General features: G+C 62.3%; 20 protein-coding genes and 1 tRNA gene. 18 read left to right on the plus strand and 3 right to left on the minus strand.

The genetic code is table 11. From position 1 onward, the window contains the following. The 3 genes from gnd to D3D02_RS06475 all read left to right on the plus strand — a co-directional run bounded on the left by gnd (position 1) and on the right by D3D02_RS06475 (position 1,738). A complete protein-coding gene (gnd, locus tag D3D02_RS06465; protein WP_121569151.1) occupies positions 1–900 on the plus strand; it encodes a phosphogluconate dehydrogenase (NAD(+)-dependent, decarboxylating) in 900 nt (299 codons plus the stop codon). A gap of 101 nt (positions 901–1,001) precedes the next feature. Further along, positions 1,002–1,589, plus strand: coding sequence for a 2Fe-2S iron-sulfur cluster-binding protein (locus D3D02_RS06470; protein ID WP_121569152.1), 588 nt, complete (start codon positions 1,002–1,004; stop codon positions 1,587–1,589). A 76-nt stretch (positions 1,590–1,665) separates the two neighbouring features. After that, positions 1,666–1,738 (plus strand) — tRNA-Arg (locus tag D3D02_RS06475). Between the two features lie 524 nt (positions 1,739–2,262). On the opposite strand, the gene D3D02_RS06480 is transcribed toward D3D02_RS06475, so the two are convergent. Together D3D02_RS06480 and D3D02_RS06485 are read right to left on the minus strand one after the other, a co-directional pair. After that, positions 2,263–2,475 carry a hypothetical protein gene (locus tag D3D02_RS06480; protein ID WP_121569153.1) on the minus strand — a complete coding sequence of 71 codons (213 nt, stop codon included), beginning with the start codon at positions 2,473–2,475 and terminating at the stop codon, positions 2,263–2,265. Between the two features lie 130 nt (positions 2,476–2,605). After that, positions 2,606–2,935 carry a hypothetical protein gene (locus tag D3D02_RS06485; RefSeq protein ID WP_121569154.1) on the minus strand — a complete coding sequence of 110 codons (330 nt, stop codon included), beginning with the start codon at positions 2,933–2,935 and terminating at the stop codon, positions 2,606–2,608. 589 nt (positions 2,936–3,524) lie between these two features. Here D3D02_RS06485 and D3D02_RS06490 point away from each other — a divergent pair. From D3D02_RS06490 to phnE (D3D02_RS06535), 10 genes are all read left to right on the plus strand, one after another. Next, positions 3,525–4,337, plus strand: coding sequence for an IclR family transcriptional regulator (locus tag D3D02_RS06490; protein ID WP_121569155.1), 813 nt, complete (start codon positions 3,525–3,527; stop codon positions 4,335–4,337). Between the two features lie 246 nt (positions 4,338–4,583). After that, on the plus strand, positions 4,584–5,999 hold the full coding sequence (locus tag D3D02_RS06495; RefSeq protein ID WP_121569156.1) for an ABC transporter substrate-binding protein: 1,416 nt from the start codon (positions 4,584–4,586) through the stop codon (positions 5,997–5,999). Between the two features lie 59 nt (positions 6,000–6,058). Further along, complete coding sequence (locus D3D02_RS06500; protein ID WP_121569157.1) at positions 6,059–6,952, plus strand: carbohydrate ABC transporter permease; 894 nt, start codon at positions 6,059–6,061, stop codon at positions 6,950–6,952. A 52-nt stretch (positions 6,953–7,004) separates the two neighbouring features. Further along, positions 7,005–7,880 carry a carbohydrate ABC transporter permease gene (locus tag D3D02_RS06505; RefSeq protein ID WP_121569158.1) on the plus strand — a complete coding sequence of 292 codons (876 nt, stop codon included), beginning with the start codon at positions 7,005–7,007 and terminating at the stop codon, positions 7,878–7,880. A gap of 6 nt (positions 7,881–7,886) precedes the next feature. Next, the gene (locus D3D02_RS06510) at positions 7,887–9,029 is read left to right on the plus strand and encodes an ABC transporter ATP-binding protein (RefSeq protein ID WP_121569159.1); all 1,143 of its coding nucleotides are present in this window, start codon (positions 7,887–7,889) and stop codon (positions 9,027–9,029) included. A 36-nt stretch (positions 9,030–9,065) separates the two neighbouring features. Continuing rightward, positions 9,066–9,812 (plus strand): glycerophosphodiester phosphodiesterase, encoded by a 747-nt coding sequence (locus D3D02_RS06515; protein ID WP_121569160.1) that lies wholly within the window; start codon positions 9,066–9,068, stop codon positions 9,810–9,812. 440 nt (positions 9,813–10,252) lie between these two features. Next, positions 10,253–11,446 (plus strand): phosphate/phosphite/phosphonate ABC transporter substrate-binding protein, encoded by a 1,194-nt coding sequence (phnD, locus tag D3D02_RS06520; protein WP_121569161.1) that lies wholly within the window; start codon positions 10,253–10,255, stop codon positions 11,444–11,446. 59 nt (positions 11,447–11,505) lie between these two features. Next, a complete protein-coding gene (phnC, locus tag D3D02_RS06525) occupies positions 11,506–12,333 on the plus strand; it encodes a phosphonate ABC transporter ATP-binding protein (RefSeq protein ID WP_121569162.1) in 828 nt (275 codons plus the stop codon). 1 nt (position 12,334) lies between these two features. Then, positions 12,335–13,144: a phosphonate ABC transporter, permease protein PhnE gene (phnE, locus tag D3D02_RS06530; protein ID WP_121569163.1), complete on the plus strand. Its 810-nt coding sequence runs from the start codon at positions 12,335–12,337 to the stop codon at positions 13,142–13,144. Continuing rightward, entirely contained in the window at positions 13,141–13,932 is a 792-nt protein-coding gene (gene phnE / locus D3D02_RS06535) for a phosphonate ABC transporter, permease protein PhnE (protein ID WP_121569164.1), read from the plus strand. Before phnE (D3D02_RS06530) ends, phnE (D3D02_RS06535) begins: the two co-directional genes overlap by 4 nt. 96 nt (positions 13,933–14,028) lie before the next feature. Here the strand turns inward: phnE (D3D02_RS06535) and D3D02_RS06540 are convergent, their stop codons facing one another. Next, entirely contained in the window at positions 14,029–15,294 is a 1,266-nt protein-coding gene (locus D3D02_RS06540) for a DUF4010 domain-containing protein (RefSeq protein ID WP_121569165.1), read from the minus strand. A 336-nt stretch (positions 15,295–15,630) separates the two neighbouring features. On the opposite strand from D3D02_RS06540, the gene D3D02_RS06545 reads away from it, so the two are divergent. From D3D02_RS06545 to D3D02_RS06565, 5 genes are all read left to right on the plus strand, one after another. Beyond that, positions 15,631–16,806, plus strand: a complete 1,176-nt coding sequence (locus tag D3D02_RS06545) for an ABC transporter substrate-binding protein (RefSeq protein WP_121569166.1) — start codon at positions 15,631–15,633, stop codon at positions 16,804–16,806. Positions 16,807–16,808: 2 nt separating this feature from the next. Then, entirely contained in the window at positions 16,809–17,984 is a 1,176-nt protein-coding gene (locus D3D02_RS06550; RefSeq protein ID WP_121569167.1) for an ABC transporter substrate-binding protein, read from the plus strand. Next, positions 17,981–18,913: an NAD(P)/FAD-dependent oxidoreductase gene (locus tag D3D02_RS06555; RefSeq protein ID WP_121569168.1), complete on the plus strand. Its 933-nt coding sequence runs from the start codon at positions 17,981–17,983 to the stop codon at positions 18,911–18,913. Before D3D02_RS06550 ends, D3D02_RS06555 begins: the two co-directional genes overlap by 4 nt. Before the next feature lie 98 nt (positions 18,914–19,011). After that, positions 19,012–20,040, plus strand: a complete 1,029-nt coding sequence (locus tag D3D02_RS06560) for an iron ABC transporter permease (RefSeq protein ID WP_233560596.1) — start codon at positions 19,012–19,014, stop codon at positions 20,038–20,040. Then, complete coding sequence (locus tag D3D02_RS06565) at positions 20,040–20,927, plus strand: ABC transporter ATP-binding protein (RefSeq protein ID WP_121569170.1); 888 nt, start codon at positions 20,040–20,042, stop codon at positions 20,925–20,927. Before D3D02_RS06560 ends, D3D02_RS06565 begins: the two co-directional genes overlap by 1 nt. Positions 20,928–20,966: the final 39 nt, after the last annotated feature.

Genomic DNA, 20,966 nt, shown 5'->3' on the forward strand with positions numbered 1-20,966 from the left:
ATGCAACTGGGCGTTATCGGACTCGGCCGGATGGGACAGATCGTCGTCGACCGCGTGCTGGAGGCGGGCCACGACGTGGTGGCGTTCGACCTCGACGCGGAGGCGGTGGCGACCGCCGCCGACGCGGGGGCGACGCCCGCGGAGGACCTCGACGACCTCACCGACCGACTCGGCGCAGAGAAACGGATCTGGCTGATGGTGCCGGCGGGCGAGGCCGTCGATGCGACGCTCGAAGAACTCGAACCGCACCTCGGCGCAGACGACGTCGTCGTCGACGGCGGCAACTCACACTTCGAGGCATCCGTCCGCAGAGGGGACTCGACCGACGCGGCGTACCTCGACTGTGGGACCTCCGGCGGTCCGGCGGGAGCCGAACTCGGCTTCTCGCTGATGATCGGCGGCCCCGAGTGGGCCTACGAGGCGATGACGCCCGTCTTCGACGCCGTCGCGACCGGCCCCGACGGCCACGACCGGATGGGGCCGAGCGGTTCGGGCCACTACGTGAAGATGGTCCACAACGGCGTCGAGTACGCACTGATGCAGACGTACGGCGAAGGCTTCGAGTTGCTCGCGAACGGTCGCTACGACCTCGATCTGGAGTCGGTCGCGCGCACCTGGAACAACGGCGCGGTCATCCGCTCGTGGCTGCTCGAACTCTGCGAGGAGGCGTTCCGCGAGGAGGGCAGCGACCTGGGCGACGTTGCTGACCACGTCGCCGGCGGTTCGACCGGGACGTGGACGGTACAGGAAGCGCTCGAACAGGAGGTCCCGGTTCCGCTCATCTATCAGGCGCTCGCAGAGCGATTCGGGAGTCGCGCGGACGACGGTCGGTTCGCCCGGCGGCTCGCCAATCGGCTGCGGTACGGGTTCGGCCGCCACGAAGTGAAGCGGCGCGACTAGCACGACGGAGGTGAACGCCCTGTCCGTCGGGTTCGTTCGTCGCTGACGACCACGGCGCGGCAATCACAATTTCCTTAACCCCCGACTCCGTAGCCGGCGATATGGTCGAAATCAACCTCGTGGGGCTGGGCACCGGGGTGGCCCTGGCGCTCCTCGCGGTGGCGCTGCACTACGCTCGCGGCACCGGATGGACGCCCACCGCGGACATCACCCAGGAGGTGCTCGAACAGCGGGCGAGCACCGTTTCGGAGACGGACTTCCCCGAACCGATGAACCGGTCCATCGGCGGCGGTGCCGCCCCCGCAGGGGCTGTCACCGGCGGCGAGGAAGGGGCCGAACTCGAAGAGAGCGGGGAAGCCGAGGAATCGAGTCCTGCCGACATTCCCGAAGACGAAATCGAGTACTTCGACGTCGAGTACGTCAAGCAGGGCGAGACCATCGAGGTCGCGAACAACGAGACAGTTCTCGAGGCCGGCGAAGACGAAGGCTGGGATATGCCGTACGCCTGCCGTCAGGGCCAGTGTGTCTCCTGTGCCGGCCAGATTACCTCCGGCGGCAACTCCGAGGACTACGTCGTCCACGACGACCAACAGATGCTCGACGACGCCGAACTCGACGAGGGGTACACACTCACGTGCGTCGCGTACCCGCGTGCTGAGTTCTCGATCGAGACTGGCGAAGCCCCCTGAGACGGCCGCGTTTTTGATTCGACGTCACAGACCTGTTCACAACGGTTAAACCACCGGCCAGTCTATCCAATTTCGAGGGCCCGTAGCTCAGTGGACAGAGTCCCTGGTTCCGGACCAGGATGTCGCGGGTTCAAATCCCGTCGGGTCCGTTCGGCCTTCGGCCTCACTCCCCCGACGACTTCCCACTCGCTTCGCTCGTGGGAATCCCGTCGGGTCCGTTTTGTGGAGTTTGCGTGTGAACGAGATCTGTCTCGCCTCGTACTGATAGGGATTGTCGGAAGTCTCGATAGATTTCTCGCCGGACGATACGGCGAGACTCTCCGAACAGTTACGATGATCCCTATGAATCCCTGTCGGGTCCGTCCTGTGGAATTTACGTGTGAACGGGGCGTATCGAGCCATCGTCGAGTCCGCGATTGCCCGCTCGACGTTCTCCATCATACTTCAGCCGAGCGTGACCGGCAGCCACACCCGTTGTCGCCACTAACGTCCCGTTTGCGCTCAGTATCTCCGCCGTCGACGGAACACGGTCGTTTATGCGACGGTAAACTGCCTGCCGACGCGTGAGTCGGCGAAGAGAAGACCTTGACGCGCAAACGTTCCTGCGTGGGTCCAATAAAACACTGACAGAGTTTAAATTAGTGAAGTGTGGAGTCTGTCGGAGTCAGACGAGTCACTCGACGTAACCCAACTCTCGAAGCCGCTCTTCGAGGTCGTCGTCGAGGTCGACATCGGACAAGGTCTCGCTGATTCGCTCGTTCCGTACGCGAACGACGTCGAGGAGCTGCAGGGCCGTCCGGAGTTTGAAGTGAACGTCTGCGCCGTCCGTGTCTTCGATCACGCTCTCCAGGAGCGAAGCGAGGGTATCCGAAGTGTTCTGGGGCATAGAAGAGGCTTGTCGCAGTCGAGCAAAAATCGTCGGGTCCGTACAAATATAGTAGCATTTGAGAGTGAGCATACAGCCGATCGCACGCGTCGTGCGAGCGCGTGAAACCAGGAAATGCTACCGCGGACGGTTACGAATCCGTCTCGTCGGGGATTTTCCACGTGTTTCCGTCGAGTTCCAGCAGCCCGTAGTGCTTGAGCACTTGCAGAAGATCGACGAGCGACTCGGCGTCGTAATCGACCGTCATCTCTGCAGGGAGTTCGGCGGCGATCGTACTCCGCGTCCCGGCCTGCATCCGCTCGACCGTTTCGAGGACCCGTCTGACGTCTCCGAGAAGCGGTTCGATGGAATCATCAGAGTCCGTTTTCGATCCCAATTTCTCCATAACGTCTTCGTACGGTCCAGATAGTTCCATAGAGACGTTGATTACATCGTTGTTCACAGATTCTGAATCTGTCATACGACAAAATGAGAACAGAATGTACAAATTTGCTTCTATCTGGATTGTAGCAGAGCCATCGACCTCCGAGAAGGCGAGGGTTTTCGGCCCACAGCAGTTCGGTCGCCGACTTGATGCGCGCCTAGCAGTTGCGGATCGCACGTTCGATACGAGAGAATCATAACATACGTACGTATGTTAGGGACCCGTTCGGAATAGGGGACAGTAGAGTAGCGTTCGCAACTGAGTACCCAACAGATCGCACGACGCTGTGTAATCGGTGAGTGAAGACTCGCAAATGCTACCATAGTCCCCCGAACCGTCGAATCACACCTCGATGGTGAAGCACGCGAGGACGGGTCAACGGGTCGGATCAGAGGCCCCCCGTAGAACGAGGTTTCGTTTGTTCGAACAATGCTCGTTGGGAAAGTGTCTATATAAGTATAAATACCGTCTACGTTACAGCGAATAGATTGTATATAAACAAATCCAGCCCGTATAGCAGAGCAGGGGCGAGCGTAAAACGCATCCGGGTGGCGTCTGACGAGCCATAGAAGTTTGATGTTCGTTTTGAGCGAACTTTTATATATACCTCCGTTGACTAAACGGTATGAACGACGACGCGCGCCCGACCGTTCAGACGACGCAGACGTCGATCGAGATTCTTAATGTAGTCAGACGACGGGACAGCGCGCGGTTAACGGAGATTGCCGACGCGGTGGGACTCGCGAAGAGCACGGCTTACAAGCACCTCGTGACGCTCGAACAGAACGGATTCCTCAGACGGGACGGCAACGCCTATCGGATCGGACTGGGGCTCCTCACGTACGGCGAGCACGTCAGGCACCACTGGCCGGGCTTCGAGGAAGCGACAGAAGCAGTAACGGAGCTGACCGAACGAACCCAAGAAGAGGTCGACTTCGTCGTCGAGGACGGTGGTCGTGTGACCACTCTCGTCGAGTCGTATCACCCCTGGGTAAAGTACGACGATTCGGTCGATACCGACTCGTCAGCATCTTACCGAGCTCGCGTCGGGGACAGTTACGGGATGCATTCGACGGCCGCCGGGCTCGCGATTCTCGCCGAGTATTCGGAAGAACGGGTCGAGCGGATCCTCGATCGACGTGGGCTCCCGAGACGAACCGAACACACCATCACTGATCGAGCGACGCTGTTCGAGGCGCTCGAACGAATCCGTGAGGACGGATACGCCGTCAACGATCAGGGATACACCGAGGGGATGCGAAGCCTCGGAAAGGCGGTTTGCGGCCCCGACGGGACCGTCGCCGGCGCGCTCAGCGTCGCCGGACCGACGTACCGCATCGACGGCGCCGTCTTGGAGGAGCACCTCCCGCGAGCCCTCGAAGAGACGGCCCGCTCGCTGGAAGCAGCGCTCGCAGAGCGGTCGCGTCCGTCCCGGTAATCGAGCCGGCTACCCGGAACCCGAAGCCGTCCAGCAGCTATTGTTTGGTACTGTGCTCTATATTCGCACGGATTGGGGGCGAGTACGCAGAAGGTGGTAATAAATCAATTGCAGAATGGGGTGATTTTCGTAGAGAATCGCGGTTGACTGCGGGTCTCTCTCGGCGTAACTGCGGGAAACAGAGTGATATATATAGAACATACCAAAGAATTATGTGGGTAAAATGTAATTTCCATCCGAGTGCAAATGAAGCCAATCAAATCCAGACGGACGTTTCTCAAAGGAGCAGGTGCGGCGACAGTTGCGGGACTCGCGGGCTGTTCCAGTCAGGGCGGAAACAGCGGCGGTGGAGAAACCACCGAGAGCGGCGGTTCAGGCGGCGACGACTCGACCGGCACGACGGTGGGTTCCAGTGGTGACCAGTCGGTCACGATTCAGTTCTGGCACGCGATGGGCGGCGACCTCGCTCAGCGTATCGACGACATCACGAACAGTTTCGAAGAGCAGAGCGACGGGATCACCGTCGAGACGACCTCGCGCAACAGTTACCGCGACAACCTCAACGCCACGACGTCGGCGGTGAGTTCCGGAAATCCGCCGGCGCTCTCACAGATCTTCGAGATCGGGACGCAGTTGGCGATCGACAGTCAGGCGTTCGTGCCCGTCGAAGACATCATCCCGAGCGACCGGATCAACTTCGACAACTTCCTCGATCCAGTGCTGGACTTCTATCGCGTGGATGGGAAGTTAAACTCGATGCCGTTTAACTCAAGCAACGCGATTATGATGTACAACCGGGACGCCTTCGAGGAGGCCGGTCTGGACCCGGACGATCCGCCACAGACGTATCAGGGCATCACCGAGGCCAGTAACACGCTGACGAGCGAGGGCGTCGTCGATCAGGGAATGACCTTCCCGAACCACTCGTGGTTCGTCGAAGGGTGGATGGCACAGCAAAACACCACGCTCGTGAACAACGAGAACGGGCGCGCGGGACGCGCGACCGAGTCGAACCTCGACACCGACGCCGCACAGAACATCTTCGAGTGGTGGACGGACCTCTACGAACAGGATCAGTACCTGAACCCCGGTATCGAAGCGTGGGGCGAAGCACAGCAGGCGTTCCTGACGCAGAAGACCGGGATGATCATCTACTCGACGTCGAGCATCGCTCCGATGCAGCAGGGCGCATCGGACAACGGCTTCGAACTCGATACGGCGTACCTGCCCGCACCGAACGGCGAACGGACTGGTCTGCCGATCGGTGGCGCGTCGCTGTGGGTCCCGCGAGGCCTCTCGGACGCACAACAGCAGGCGGCCGCCGAACTGCTACTGTTCATGACGCAGCCGGAACAGCAAGCGCGATGGCACCGCGGAACGGGGTACTTCCCGGTCCGGAAAGAAGCCATCACGCAGTTGGAGGACGACGGCTTCTACGAGGAGAACCCGGCGTTCAGAACCGCGATCGATCAGCTCAACGAGACCGAGAGCACGCCCGCGACGAGCGGGGCGCTGATGGGTCCATTCCCAGAAGTCCGTACCATCATCGAGGAGGGGTACGTCAGTATGATTCAGGGCAACACGAACGTCAGCGACGGGCTCTCACAGATGAAAAGCGACGTCGACGAAACCCTGCAGAGCTACAACGACCGCGTTGCATAATCGAGTCGTTCGAACGAACGCCCGCATAAGTTCATAATCACCCCCTTCGCATCGAGACTATGTCAGAATTCACGGAACCGTACGAATCGAAGTGGCAGGCGTTTCTGCTGCTCTTACCGACGTTCATCGTCCTAATCGCGTTTCTCTACTATCCCGGGTTGGAGACCTTCCGACTGAGCCTCTCACAGACGATTCTGCTGGGGAGTCAGAAGGTCTTCGTCGGGCTAGAGAACTACGTCACGCTCGCAACGTCTTCAGAGTACCATTCGAGTTTCGCGATCTCCGTCGCGTTCGCGGCCGTCGTCGTCGTCGGGACGCTCGCCGTCTCGCTTTTCGTCTCGTATCTCTTGTTCGAGGTCGACGTCGGCTCGTCGACGTACCTGATCGCAGCCATCTGGCCCTACGCCCTGCCGACAGCCGTCGCCGCGTCGGTGCTCCTGTTCCTGCTTCATCCCTCGCTGGGGATCATCACCTACTACCTGGAACAACTCACCGGGACCTCACTTGACTGGTTCACGAACGGGCCACAGGCGTTCGCCGTCGTCGCCGTCGTCGCCATCTGGAAGCAGTTGGGGTACAACATCATCTTCATGGTCGCGGCCCTCAACAACATCCCCGAGACGCTGACCGAATCCGCCGAGATCGACGGCGTCGGTCACCTGAAGATGTTGTACCGGGTCTACATCCCGCTGATGTCGCCGACGCTCGTCTTCTTGGTCGTGATGGACACGATCTACGCGTTCTTCTCGACGTTCCCGCTCGTCGATCTGATGACCAGCGGTGGTCCGAGCGGCGCGACGAATCTGCTGATCTTCAAACTCTACCGCGACGCGTTCGAGTTCAGTAGCCTCGGGCTGGCGTCGGCCGAGTCGGTCGTCCTGTTCGCCATCGTGGCGATACTGATGTACGTCCAACTGCGTCTCTCCGAGAGCTACGCGCACTACGGAGGATAATATGCGAGGCAAAGATCCAATACCCACTGTCGAGATGCGGGAGGTACAATAGATGGCGACACAGACTGGTCCGTCTTCGAAATCCGTCTTCGGACGCCTGCTACCGGAGGGTGTCGAGACCGAACAGGTGATCGTCCACGGCGGACTACTCCTGTCGATTTTCCTGATGGGACTGCCGCTGCTCTTGGCGCTCGTTATGAGCACGCAAAACACGACGGAGGTCTACCAGATCACTAATATCGGAGTGGGGAGCGAAGGGCTCTCGAACTACCAGACCGCGCTGAACCAGTACGGCTTCGGCGAGTATATGATCAACTCGGTCGTGATGTCGGTGATCATCGTCGTCGGCAAGGTGACGCTGTCGCTGTTCGCCGCGCTGGCGCTCGTCTACTACCGGTTCCCCTACGAGCGCGCGGTGTTTATGTTCATTCTGCTCACGCTCTTGCTGCCGGTCCCGGTCCGCATCGTGCCGCTTTTCGACCTGATGGCACGGCTGGGGTGGGGGAACACGCTGATGGCCATCACCGGCCCGTACATCGCGAGTGCGACGGCCGTCTTCCTGTTCAGACAGCACTTTATGTCGATTCCCGCCTCGCTGGTCGAGAACGCGCACCTCGACGGCGTCGGCCCGTTGCGGTTCCTCTGGGAGGTGCTGATCCCGATGTCCAAGGGGATGATTGCGGGCGTCTCGGTGATCACGTTCATCTACGCGTGGAATCAGTACCTCTGGCCGCTCATCATCATCAGCGACCAGAGCAAGCAGGTCGTGCAGGTCGGGCTGCGCTTCCTGCAGGCGGCGTCGCAGTCGGGGCTCACCCGGTGGGGACTCATTATGGCCGGCGCCGTGCTAGCGCTGCTTCCGCCGCTGGCCGTGCTCATCGTGCTGCACCGACCGCTGCTCAAGACGCTGGCAATTCAACAGAAGTGATTCACAATGTCTGATATAACTATTACCGGACTCACGAAACGGTTCGACGACGTAACGGCAGTCGACGACATCGACCTCGAAGTCGAGAACGGAGAGTTCCTCGTGCTCGTCGGCCCATCGGGCTGTGGGAAGTCGACGACGCTGCGAATGATCGCAGGACTGGAAGACATCACGAGCGGCGACCTCCACATCGGCGACCGGCGGGTCAACGATCTGGAGCCGAAAGAGCGCAGCATCGCAATGGTGTTCCAGAACTACGCGCTGTATCCGCATATGACGGGCGCAGAGAATATGAAGTTCGGAATGAAGTCCGTCAGCGACTACACCAGCGCGGAGATCGACGAGCGCGTCCGCGAAGCCGCCGAGATTCTCGACATCGAGGAACTGCTCGGCCGGCGGCCCAGTGAACTGTCCGGCGGCGAACGCCAGCGCGTCGCCATCGGCCGCGCGATCGTCCGCGAGCCTGACGTATTCCTGCTGGACGAACCGCTGAGCAACCTCGACGCGAAGCTCCGGGTGCAGATGCGGGCCGAACTCCTGCAACTGCACCGGGAACTCGACGCGACGACGCTGTACGTGACGCACGACCAGACCGAGGCGATGACGCTCGGCGATCGGGTCGCGGTCCTGAACGACGGCGAGATCGAACAGGTCGATCCCCCGCAGTTGCTCTACGACTATCCGGCGACGCGGTTCGTCGCGGAGTTCATCGGAAGCCCGGCGATGAACATCCTGCCCGTCGAACTCGTTTCAGACGACACCGACGTCAGTGTGCGTCACGAGCAGTTCGAGCTTCCGCTCCCGAACGCCGACTCGTTCACGGCCCAACCGAAATCGGCGTTCTTCGGGATACGGCCGGAGGACATCTCGCTCGCGAGGAACGTCCCCGGCGACGTCCCGACGTTCGAGGCGGAGGTCACCGTCACCGAACCGCTCGGAGAGTCGCTGCTCATCCACTGTCAGGTCGGCGACGACGAGATCCACGTGAAGGCGGCCGCGCGGAGTTCGATCGACCCGGGCGACAGACTCGAACTCGGCGTCGACGAAGAGCGCCTGCACGTGTTCGACGGGACGGGCGAGGCCATCTATCACTCCTCCCCGCGCGGGCACGCCTCGTCCGACGCAGTACCCACTCAGCCAGAGCCGTGAGCGGGTCGAAACCGTGTCAACAGGGGCGGAGGTAGCGTGCGGCCGATCGCGCACCGCGGCTGTCTGACGCAGTACCCCGAGAACACGCTCCGGGCGTTCCGGCGCTCGGCATCGGTCGTCGATATGATCGAAACCGACGTCCAGCGGTGTGGGTCCGGCGAACTCGTGATCTTCCACGACGAGACGCTCGATCGGGTGACCGACGGCACCGGCGAGGTCGCATCGACGCCGCTGGCGGATCTCAAAGAAGTGTCAATCCTCGGCAGCGGCGAGTCGATCCCGACGTTGACGGAGGCGTTCGAGGCTGTGCCCACAGACGTCGGGCTGAATCTGGAACTGAAAGGGAGGGGGGTCGCCCCGGAGACCGTCGAGGTCGCGAGTCGCTACGACCACGAAGTGATCGTCTCCTCGTTCCGGCCGGCAGCGGTCGCCGCCGCTCGCGACGCCGGGGCAGCGTCGCTCGCGCTCTTGCTTTACGAGGACGAGGAAGCCGCCCCCGACTTCGATACCGATGCGGCGCTCGATGCGGCGGCCGAACTGGACTGTGAATACGTCCACCCGCACGTTGGGCTCTGTCTGGAAACCGACGTCGTTGGCGACGCGCACGCTCGCGGCTTCGGCGTCAATGCTTGGACGGCCGCGGACGAAGCGGACCTCCGCGAACTGCGAGCGCGCGGGGTCGACGGCGTCGTGATCGACGATTGCGAACTCGCCGCCAGCTGCCGCGACGGAGAGACGGACTCCGAAAACCAGAGTGAGAGTGATTCTCGGAAGTCCGTATAGATGCCCGCCAACGGTGTGGCGAGCGTCGATGAACAGGGACGGCGATCACCACGAGTTGCACGGCAGGGGCAGCGACTAACTCGGGGCAAAGAGGCAGCGAACGACGCATCGAATCCGGACCGGCGACCGGCGCGCCGCACAGAACTGTACCGTGACTGTTCACGGGCGGGTCGCAGGCGACTCACGGAGACAGTGGTGCAAAACAGCATCCGAAGTAACGTGATGGTTTACTGTTAATTCTACAGCTAAATAGCGGCTAGAAACAGTTAGAGCCACGCAGAATTGGGTCCAGACAATTACGCGATCCGATAGTCAAACGTTTATAAGTTACACAAATTTATTTCATAAGCCATATAAAATTACACATATGTATATTTAGAAGCGATATAGATATATGATCCTGCAAAAGCCTAAGTAATAACACGATCAATTATGATATTATGCGTCGAATAGACCGACGGAAGTTCGTCAGCGGGATCAGTGCGGCTGCACTCGCGAGCGTCGCAGGATGCAGCGGCGGCAGTAGTGGTACTGAGACGCAAACCGAAAGCGGAGAGAGTACGACCACGACTGGTGGTGGCAGTGAGGAGACCACCGCCGGTGAGGAGGGCCTCGATCCGACAGATCCGTCGACGTTCCCCGAGTTCGATCCCACAGACCCGCAGTTCCCGCAGTTGACGAGTACGCTGCTCGAAGCAGGGTACGAGACCGGGTCGATGACGGACCTCGAGCGGATGCGAGAGAACCCGCGCGAGGAACCGCGCTATGGCGAACCGGTTCCATCGACACCCGAGGACGAGAGCGAGTGGCTCGACCCCGACACGCTGCAGTTCTCGCTTGTCCCCACCGAAGACCCGACGGTGTACGAGAACACGCTGGAACCGCTCCTCAACAACATCGAAGCGGAGACCGGAAAGACCGTCGAGTACGCGACGCTCGACTCCTACGCGGCGCAGGTCGAGTCGATGCGATCGGAGCGGCTCCACCTCGCAGGATTCTCGACGGGGACAGTTCCGTTCGCCGTCAACATTGCAGGCGCGGTCCCGTTCTCGGTCCAGATCGACGGCAGCGGCGAGGGCGGCTCGTTCGGCTATCGGCTCTGGCTCATCACCCAACTGGACAACGGAGAGATCGTCGAACTCGAAGACCTGGAAGGAAAGACGATCGCACACGCTGACCCCTCCTCGAACTCGGGGAACCTGGCCCCGCGAGCACTATTCGCCAATCAGGGCGTCGTGCCCGGCGAGGACTACGAGGTGGCATACTCCGGCGGCCACCAACAGAGTTCGCTCGGCGTCGCGAACGGAGATTACCCCGCCGCCCCGGTCTGTTCGACCTGTTATGGCCGCGTCGCGGCCGACGATCAGCTCGATCCGAGCGCGATCAAGTGTATCTGGGCGTCGGAGCCGTTCCCGACGACTGCCTTCTCGTACGTCCATACGCTCCACCCCGACATCCAGGAGGGCGTTCGTGCGGCGTTCCTCGAGTACGACTACGAAGACACCACCATCGCCGAGGAGTTCGAAGGGCGTGGCACGTGGGTCGAGATCGATTACGCGACGGTCTGGGACATCATCCTCCAGATCCAGGAATCGCTCGAAGTCGAGTACGAGACGGGCAACATCGGCGAGTAGTCGATCTCCCGTCGTTTCGCTCTTCGCACCGTTGTGAGACTCACCATAAGACACCAGATATGCTCTCAGTAACCGATCTACAGAAGACGTACTCCTCCGGCGACGAGGCGCTCAAAGGCGTCTCACTCGACGTAACGGGCAACGAGACAGTCGCAGTCATCGGACCGAGCGGCGCCGGAAAGAGTACGTTCATCCGCTGTATCAACCGCCTCACCGAACCCTCGGGAGGCAGTGTCGAACTCGATGGACTGGAGGTGACAGATCTCTCCGGGAAGAAACTCCGCAACGCGCGGCGCGATATGGGGATGATCTTCCAGGAGTTCAACCTCGTCGAGCGGCTGACCGTGATGGAGAACGTGCTTTCGGGGCGCCTCGGCTACGTCAGTACATGGGAGGCGTTTCGACGAAAGTTCGGCGGCGACGACGTCGGACGAGCCTACGAGGTATTAGACCGAGTCGGTCTCGAAGGGCACGAAGACGACCGCGCCGACGAACTGTCCGGTGGACAACGGCAGCGCGTCGGCATCGCGCGGGCGATCCTGCAGCGCCCGAAGATCCTGCTCGTCGACGAGCCCACGAGCAGTCTCGACCCCGAAACCTCGCGCGCCGTGATGGAACTCCTCACCGAAATCGCCGCCGACGACGACATCCCGGTGTTAATAAACATTCACGAGGTCAATCTGGCCGAAGAGTACGCCGATCGAATCGTCGGGCTCCGTAACGGGAAGAAAGTCTTCGAGGGCACGCCCGAAGGTCTCGACGAGACGGCTCGCGGGCAGATCTACCGCGGTGAGGAGATCCCCGAGGAGACGGGCCCCAAACGATCGTCCGCCGAAGAAACAGCAGAGGACGCAGCCACACAAGAAGGCGCGCTGCGCCGAGGATAAGATGGCGACAGAACAATCTGACACGCGGTCGTGGCAGCGCCCGACGGCGTTCTACAACCGGTACGTGAAGTGGGCCGTGTACGTCGTCATCGGCGCGTTTCTGCTGTGGAGCGCCTGGAATATGCGGATCTCTCCCGCCCGGGCCGCACAGGGGTGGACCGCCGCCGCCGAACTCCTCGGCGGGATGTTCCCACCGGAGTTCACGCCGTTCAAGACCGACCTCCTGATCCAGGGACTGATCGAAAGCCTCGCGATGTCGGTCGTCGCGACGATCATCGGCGTCATCCTCTCGATCCCGGTCGCGTTTATGGCGGCCGAGAACATCGCACCCCAGCCGGTGTACTGGGTCGGTCGCGGGATCATCACCGTCTCACGAGCGTTCCACGAACTCATCATCGCGATCATCGCCGTCAAGGCGGTCGGGATCGGCGCACTCGCAGGCGTGATCGCGCTCTCGTACAAGACGGTGGGGTTCTTCGCGAAGTTGCTCGCCGAAGACATCGAAGACATCGACGCGGGACAGATGGAGGCTGTCGAAGCGACCGGCGCGAACCAGACGCAGACGATGCTGTTCGGCGTCGTTCCGCAGGTGATGCCGCGCGTCGTCGGCCTGACGATCTACCGCTGGGACATCAACATCCGTCACAGTACGATCGTGGGCATCGTCGGGGCCGGCGGCATCGGCTCGACGCTCCTCAACTCGTTCGACAAGTACGACTACGACTTTTTCCTGACCATCGTGCTCGCGATCATCGCGATCGTCATGGTCGGTGAGTTCGTCAGCACCTACATCAGGGGACGGATACAATGACGGACTATCAGACCTGGGAGCGACGCACGCCGCGCCAGCGGTTGGTGCGATACGTCCTGATACTGATCACACTCGTCGCGGCGGCCATCTCCTGGCGACTCTTACAGATAAATTATAATTACGTCGGCAGTGCCCCCGTGGAGTTTATGGACCTCGTGAATCGGATGTATCCGCCGGACGTCGGGTACACGACCGACGTCCTCGGCCCCCTCATCGAGACAGTCCACATCGCGATTCTCGGGACCGGACTGGCGTTACTGATGGCGATTCCAGTCGCGTTACTGGGAGCGGAGAACACGACGCCGAACAGACCCGGATTCGTCCTCGGGAAGTTCATCATCTCCGCGTCCCGGTCGGTGAACGTGATCATCTGGGCGCTGGTCTTCGTGATCATCTTCGGATCCGGCGCGCTCGCTGGAACGCTGGCTATCGCAGTGCGGTCGATCGGCTTCTGTTCGAAACTCCTCGCCGAGGCGATCGAGGAGATCGACACCGGGCAGGTCGAGGCGATCACGGCCACGGGCGCGAACTCGATCGAGGCGGCGATATACGGCATCGCACCGCAGATCAAGCCGGCGTTCATCGGCGTCGCCACCTACCGCTGGGACATCAACGTCCGCGCCTCGACGATCATCGGGTTCGTTGGGGCCGGAGGAATCGGGGTCGAGCTCAACACGTCGATCAACTTCTTCCGCTGGCAGGGCGTGCTGACGATCCTGCTTGCGATCCTGGGGATCGTCATCTTCAGCGAAGTCACGTCGGCGTATCTGCGCCGTAAAGTTCGCTAATTCGACATCTCGCGTTTTCGAATCGGGGTCGGAACAGCGAGCCGCTGGACCCCTGAGGTGGTGACCTGGCGTGGGCCAACTGATCCGAGCCACCGCTCACAGGAGTTGCACCGCGAGGACGCCGACCAATCCGAGCATCGAGAGGTAGGCCGATCGAACGGTGACAGGACGGAGCAGTTTTCGATTGATGCCGACGGCGAGCCACACTTTCACGAGGATGCTCGCCAGCGTCCCGGCCAAGACGCCCTGCGCAGCGACGCCCGGGGCGATCTGTCCCGTGCTCGTGAGCGAAACCGCGGTCGTCGTCGTCGTCCCACTCGAAAGCAGTCCGCTGAGAAAGCTCGTGACGAGGAAGCCCGCAGTGCCGAACATCTGCTGTGCGCCCGCGGTGACCACGAGCACGACCAAGAACAGCACGCCGAACGTCAGCGCGTTCGCGCTGCTGAACGGCGAATCGAGATCCAGATCCATCTCGCCGCGCCAGTTCCGTTCGTAGCCGGTCAGGAGGACGCCGCCGACGGCGATGAGTCCGAGCGGGAGGCCGACGCTGAACGCCGATTGGGGGACGAACGCGACGACGATGATGAGGTTTCGGATCGCCATCGCGGCGTCGGCAACGAGAATCGTCGCCACCGCTAAGTCGAGGACGCCGAGGTTGGCTTTCGCCCGATTCGCGATCTCACCGATGACCGCTGTCGAGTTGACGAGACCGCCGAAAAAGCCCGTGATGAGCATTCCACGGCCGCCGTAGCGTTGCATAATCGCGTAGTTCGCGAACCCGATGGCGCTGACGGCGATGACGAGCATCCAGATGAGTTGCGGATCGATGGCGTTCCACGGCCCGTAGGTCCCCGAAGGGAGCAGCGGGTAGACGACGAACGCGATGATCGCGAACTCGGCCGCCCCGCGGACCTCCTGGTGTGAGAGTTGTTTCGCGAACTGGTGGAGTTCCCGGCGCAACACCAGGAGGAACGACGACGTGATCGCGATGACGACGCCCACGAGGACGTAGTCGCTCCCGACGAGAACGCCGACGACGTACGCGACGAGCAGCGACGTCGACGTCGTCAACGCGAGACCGCTTTCCTCCTCTGCGGACCCCTCACGGACGTCGGTCAACACGCCGCGGAGCCCGAGAAGCATCCCCTGTGTGAGGACCAACAGTCCGCCGAGCGCCAGGAGGACAGTCTGCCCGATTGTCGCGGCCGCGACGCCGACGAGACTGGTCAGAGTGAACGTGCGGATGCCAGCGGACTTGTTCGACCACTCGCGCTCCAAGCCGAGCAGCATACCGAGCGCTCCCGCGACGAAGAGATTGAAGACGTTCGCGTCGATCGGGACGGTCTCGGGGCCAAACTGCATCGTCGTCACCTACTGCCCGGACGAACCCGGGCGAATCGAACATATGAGTATATACGACTATGTTCTCTATTTAGGATATATAGACTGTCGAATATAATTCTTTCGTGCGTCCTGAGGGTGCCAGATAATAAATTTTAATTTTGTTGCCGATAACTATTACTCAAAAAATTCTCCTCTTTTTTGCGGTATTAGACCCTCTAAAAGAAATAGCTCCGGCTGAGACAAGATTTAATAAATTTGTAGTTGTTTCTGATATTCTGTCGGCAACAGAGCCCTCTTTTTAGGCCTGCCAAAAGTTCGAAAGTGGTTTTACGGATTAGGGTAGCCTAAAAATATATGACGAGAGACACGGACGGGAACGCAACGCGACGAGACTATCTTCGGTACGGTGCTGGCGTCGTTACCGCAGGTCTCCTCGCAGGGTGCAGCGGGGGGTCGGGATCAGACACGACCGACACGGCGACACCAGAGGCGGCAGCTACAGAGACCGAATCCGCCACGGCGACGCCCGAGGGAATCGAATCCCACAGCGTCGAGATCGTACCCGTCGGTGAGGTAACGTTCGAGTCGGTACCCGAGACGTGGGTCGCGAACAACGGTAGCTGGGCCGATATGGGGATCGCGCTGGGGCTCGAAGCACCGAAGGGCGTCTGGCTCCCGAGTCGCTATCACACCCAGTACTACGACGAGATCCCGGGCGTCAGCGTCGACAAAGACGGAATCACAAAACTGTGGGGTGACGGCGGCGTCGGCAAAGAGCAGTTCCACGCGCTGGACGCGGACGTCCACGTCTTCGACCCGAACTTCCTCCTGAACCGCGGAACGTGGGAGCAGACCGACGTCGACGAACTGCGGAATCAGGTCGGGCCGATCTTCGGCAACAGCATCTTCTCGCGGAACTACACCTGGCACGACGACTACCGGTACTACACCCTGTACGAGGCCTTCGAGAAACTCGCGCAGGTGTTCCAGCGGACGGACCGCTACGAGGCGTTCGAACAGATCCACGAGGACTTCCAGGCGAACCTTGCGCCGGTCGTCCCGGGTCGCAGCGAGCGCCCCTCGGGCGCCGTCGTCTGGGGCGGCGGCGACCAGCCCGAGAAGTTCTACCCGTACGTCATCGACGAGGGGACGAGCTTCAAGCACCTCAACGACCTGAAGGTGAAAGACGCGCTCGCGAACACCGAGGTCAAGGACTTCCACAGCAGCCGCGGGTCCATCGACTTCGAGACGCTGCTGGAGGTCGACCCCGAGGTGCTTCTGGTCCGCGGACAGGAGGCCAAGACCGCGACGGAGTTCCAGGAGACCGTGGTCGCGTTTATGCAGAATCACAACATCGCGAGCGAGCTCACCGCCGTCTCGAACGGCGACGTGTACCGCGCGGGGCCGCTCTATCAGGGGCCGATCACGAACCTCCTCGTGACCGAGCGGCTCGCGGGGACGCTCTACGACGTCGACGAAGAGTTGTTCGACAGACAGCGCGTCGCTGACGTCGTTCACGGGGACTTCTGAGTATGGAGAACGACGGCACGGGAGGGGCGGCGCCGACGCGGCGCGAGTACCTGAAATTCGGGAGCGCGGTGCTCGGCGGCGGACTGCTCGCGGGCTGTACCGGCGGCCAGTCCGAGCAGACGCCCGCCGGAACAGCGACCAGAACAACGGCGTCGCCAGAGCGGACGTCGGAGACTGAGCCCTACACCGTCGAGATGGCGCCGGTTGGTGAGGTAACGTTCGATTCCATACCGGAGACGTGGGTCGCCTACACGGGAGATTACGCCGATATGGGAGTCGCGCTCGGACGGGGAGACGGTCTCACCGCCATCGGCGTCCGCGCACGGTTCGGCGCCCACCACTACGAGGAGCTCCCTGGCGTCTCCGTCGACAAGGAGGCACTCACGCAGTTGTGGCAGGACGGAACGGGCAAAGAAGTGTTCTACGAACTCGACGCCGACGTCCATATCGTCGATCCGAACTTTATGCAACACCGTCTCGGGTGGAGCGGGTCCGACGTCGCGGAGGTCCGCGACAACGTCGCTCCTATCGTCGGGAACACCGGTTTCACACGGGTCTACGACTGGCACGCCGACTACCGATACTACACCCTGTACGAGGCCTTCGAGAAGCTCGCGGAACTGTTCCAGGCGCGGGACCGCTACGAGGCGTTCGCGGGCTATCACGACGAGGTCCGCACGAACGTGCAGTCGCGCCTGCCGTCGTCGACGCCGGACGTCGCCGTCCTCTATCCCGCGGACGTGCCGCCGGAGTCGTTCTACCCGTATCTGATCGGCGAGGGAACGCAATCGAAGCAGTGGACCGATCTGCGGGTCGGCGACGCCCTCGCGAAGCACGGCGTCACAGACGCCCAAGCGGGCGGCGAAACGCTCGATTACGAGACGCTGCTCGAAATCGACCCGGACGCCATCGCCGTCCGGATCCAGGGCGAAATCACCGACGCGTACTTCGAGGAGAACGTCGTCTCGCACTTGCGGGACCACGACGTCGCAAGCCAACTGACGGCGGTGCAAGACGACCGCGTGTTCTACGGCGGCCTCACCTACCAGGGGCCGATACTCAACCTCTTCCAGTTCGAGCAGGCCGCACAGGGACTGTACCCCGATGTCTTCGGTGCCGAACAGCTCTTCGATCGCCAGCGCGTCGCGGACATCGTCAACGGAGAGTTCGACCCGTGAGCGAGGACGAGACCGACGGCGATGGGCTCGCCGCCGACCCCGACGTCGTCATCGTGGGTGGCGGTCCCGCCGGCTGTTCGGCGGGCGTGTTCCTCGCCCGGTACGGGCTGGACGCGGTCATCTTCGATCGCGGGCCCGCGTCGCTGCGACGGTGTGCGTATCTGGAGAACTACCTCGGATTCCCGGCGGGGATCGACATCGAGACGATGTACGACCTGATGCACGACCACGCCGCGACGGCCGGGTGCGAGATCGTCTCGGACACGGTCGAAGCAGTGGCTCGAAGCGGCGACGGCGAGTTCGTCGTGCGGACCCAAGACGACCGCACCGTCACGACCGAGCGTGTCGTAGCCGCGGCGCGGTACGACGCCGCTTTCCTCCGCGCGCTCGGCAGCGACGAGATGTTCGCGGTCCACGAGCACGAGGGCGAGCGACGCGAACACTTCGATCGGGACTACCCGAACCCGGACGGGACGACGCCGATCGACGGCCTGTACGTGGCCTCGCCGGCGGGCGACGCCGAAGCACAGGCGATTATGTCCGCCGGTCGCGGCGCGCGCGTCGCGCGGACGCTTCTTGCCGACGTGCGGCGCGAGCGAGGGTTCCCGGAGGCGATCGCATCGCACTGGGACTGGCGCCGGAAGGAAGCGACGCTGACCGGCGAGTGGACCGACCGCGATCGGTGGGACGCGTGGTTCGACGAGCAGGTCGACGGCGACGACGACGTGGCCGAAGGGCGACTTCTCGAACTCCGAGAGCAGGAGATCGACCGCCGAGTCGCGACGTACGTGTCGGAAGCGGAGATCGAACGGCGGACCGAACGCGGACACAAGCGGCTGCTCGAACACGTCGACGACGAGTACATCCTCGAGGCCGCCCGCGAGATCGAGGGACGGGCGAAAGCGTCGGGCGGGGGTAGCGGCCAGTGAGTAACAGAGCGGTTCCCGGGGCGGAACCGACGAGTCGGGTCCAGCAGTGGCTCGCCGGCGTCGACGGCGCACTACTCAGTCTCTGTCTCGGCAGCGTACTGGTCGTCGTCGCCGGCGGCCTCGTGCAGGTGAGCTTCGGGACCTACTCGATGACCGTCGTGGAGGCGTGGCAGGCCGTCGTGAATCCGAACGTACTACTCAATCTGCAGGCGTGGGAGGCGTTCGTCTTCGGTGCGGACCTCCCGGAGATGAATCAACGGAGCCTCATCGTCTGGAACATCCGACTGCCGCGCGTGTTCGTCGCGATGCTCGTCGGGATGAACCTCGCCGTCTCGGGGGCGATCTTTCAGGCCGTGACGCGGAACGAGCTGGCGAGTCCGTTCATCCTCGGGGTCTCCTCGGGCGCGGGGCTTTTGATCCTCCTCACGCTGGTCGTGTTCTCTGGGCTGTCTGCGTTCCTGCCTCTCGTCGCCGCGCTCGGCGGCGCGGTCGCGTTCCTCATCGTCTACGCGATCGCCTGGAAGAACGGGACGTCGCCCGTTCGGTTGGTCCTCGCAGGCGTGATCGTCGGGACCATCTTCCAGTCGCTCCAGACGGGACTGTTCTTCTTCGCCGGCGACATCGGGGTCGTTCAGTCAGCCATCGCCTGGACGACGGGGTCGCTGACCGGCACAGACTGGGAGCAGGTGCGGATGGCGCTCCCGTGGACGGCGCTCGCGATGCTGCTGTCGCTCGTCAGCTCCCGGCAGTTGAACGTCCTCTTGCTCGGTGAGAGCACCGCCCGAGCGCTCGGAATGTCGGTCGAGCGCGTCCGGTTCGCGCTCTCTGGGATCGCCGTCCTCGCGGCGGCCGCGAGCATCGCCGTCGCGGGAATCGTCGGCTTCGTCGGGCTGATCGTCCCGCATCTGGTCCGCAACCTCGTCGGCAGCGAGTACAGGAAACTGGTCGTCGGCTGTCTCTTCGCCGGCCCGGCGCTGATGGTCGCCGCCGACGTCGGCGCGCGACTCGGGCTGCAGGTACTCGTCGGCGCGTCGACGCAGATTCCGGTCGGCATCGTCACGGGACTGATCGGCGGGCCGTACTTCCTCTATCTGATGCGGAAACAGGACGCGTTAGGTGAGATCTGATGTCGGAACACGAACGCTTCGAGCGCGAATCGAACGGCAGATCGAACGTGGACGACACAGAGACGGACGCAGACGCGTCGCCGGCTCACGGATCGGCTGTCGAGCTTCGGGGCGAAGACCTCGAAATCGGCTATCCGTCGACCGACGAACCGGTCGTCGAGTGCGAGACCGTCCTGTTACCCGCGGGCGAGGTGACGGCGCTCGTCGGGCCGAACGGGAGCGGCAAGAGCACGCTCCTGAAGTCGATGGCGAATCAGCTCGCGCCCGAGTGCGGGCAGGTCAGGCTCGACGGCGAACAGGTGCAGTCGCTCGAATCGAAGGAGCTCGCGCGGCGCCTCGGCCTCCTCTCCCAAGAGAACGAGTCGCCCGCGAGCCTCACCGTGGAAGACCTGATCTACCACGGGCGGTACCCACACCGCGGGTTCTTCGAGTCCGTCGGCGACGAGGATCGAGAAGCCGTCGAGCGCGCGATCGACCTGGCTGGTGTCGAAGACCTTCGCGAGAAAGAGATGAAGAACCTCAGCGGCGGCCAGAAACAGCTGGCGTGGATCGCGATGGTCCTCGCCCAGGAGACGGACGTGCTCCTCTTGGACGAGCCGACGACGTATCTCGATTTACACCACCAACTGCGAGTGATGGAAGTCGTCCGCACGCTCAACCGCGAGCAGGGCGTGACCGTCGGCATCGTCCTCCACGACATCGGGCAGGCCGCGCGCTTCGCCGACAACCTCGTCGCGATGAAAGACGGCGAGCCCTACGACTGGGGGCCGCCGCGCGACGTCGTGACCGAAGAACTCCTCTCTGAGGTGTTCCACGTCGACGCCAGCGTCGACAGCGAGAGTCCGACTGGACCGCACATCGCTCCCCACCGCGCGCTCGACGACTGATTTTAGGCCGGCCTAAACTTCGAAGCAGTTAAAATGTTT

Origin of the sequence: Halobellus sp. Atlit-38R, from assembly GCF_003665925.1 — an archaeon.
GTDB lineage: Archaea > Halobacteriota > Halobacteria > Halobacteriales > Haloferacaceae > Haloquadratum > Haloquadratum inordinatus.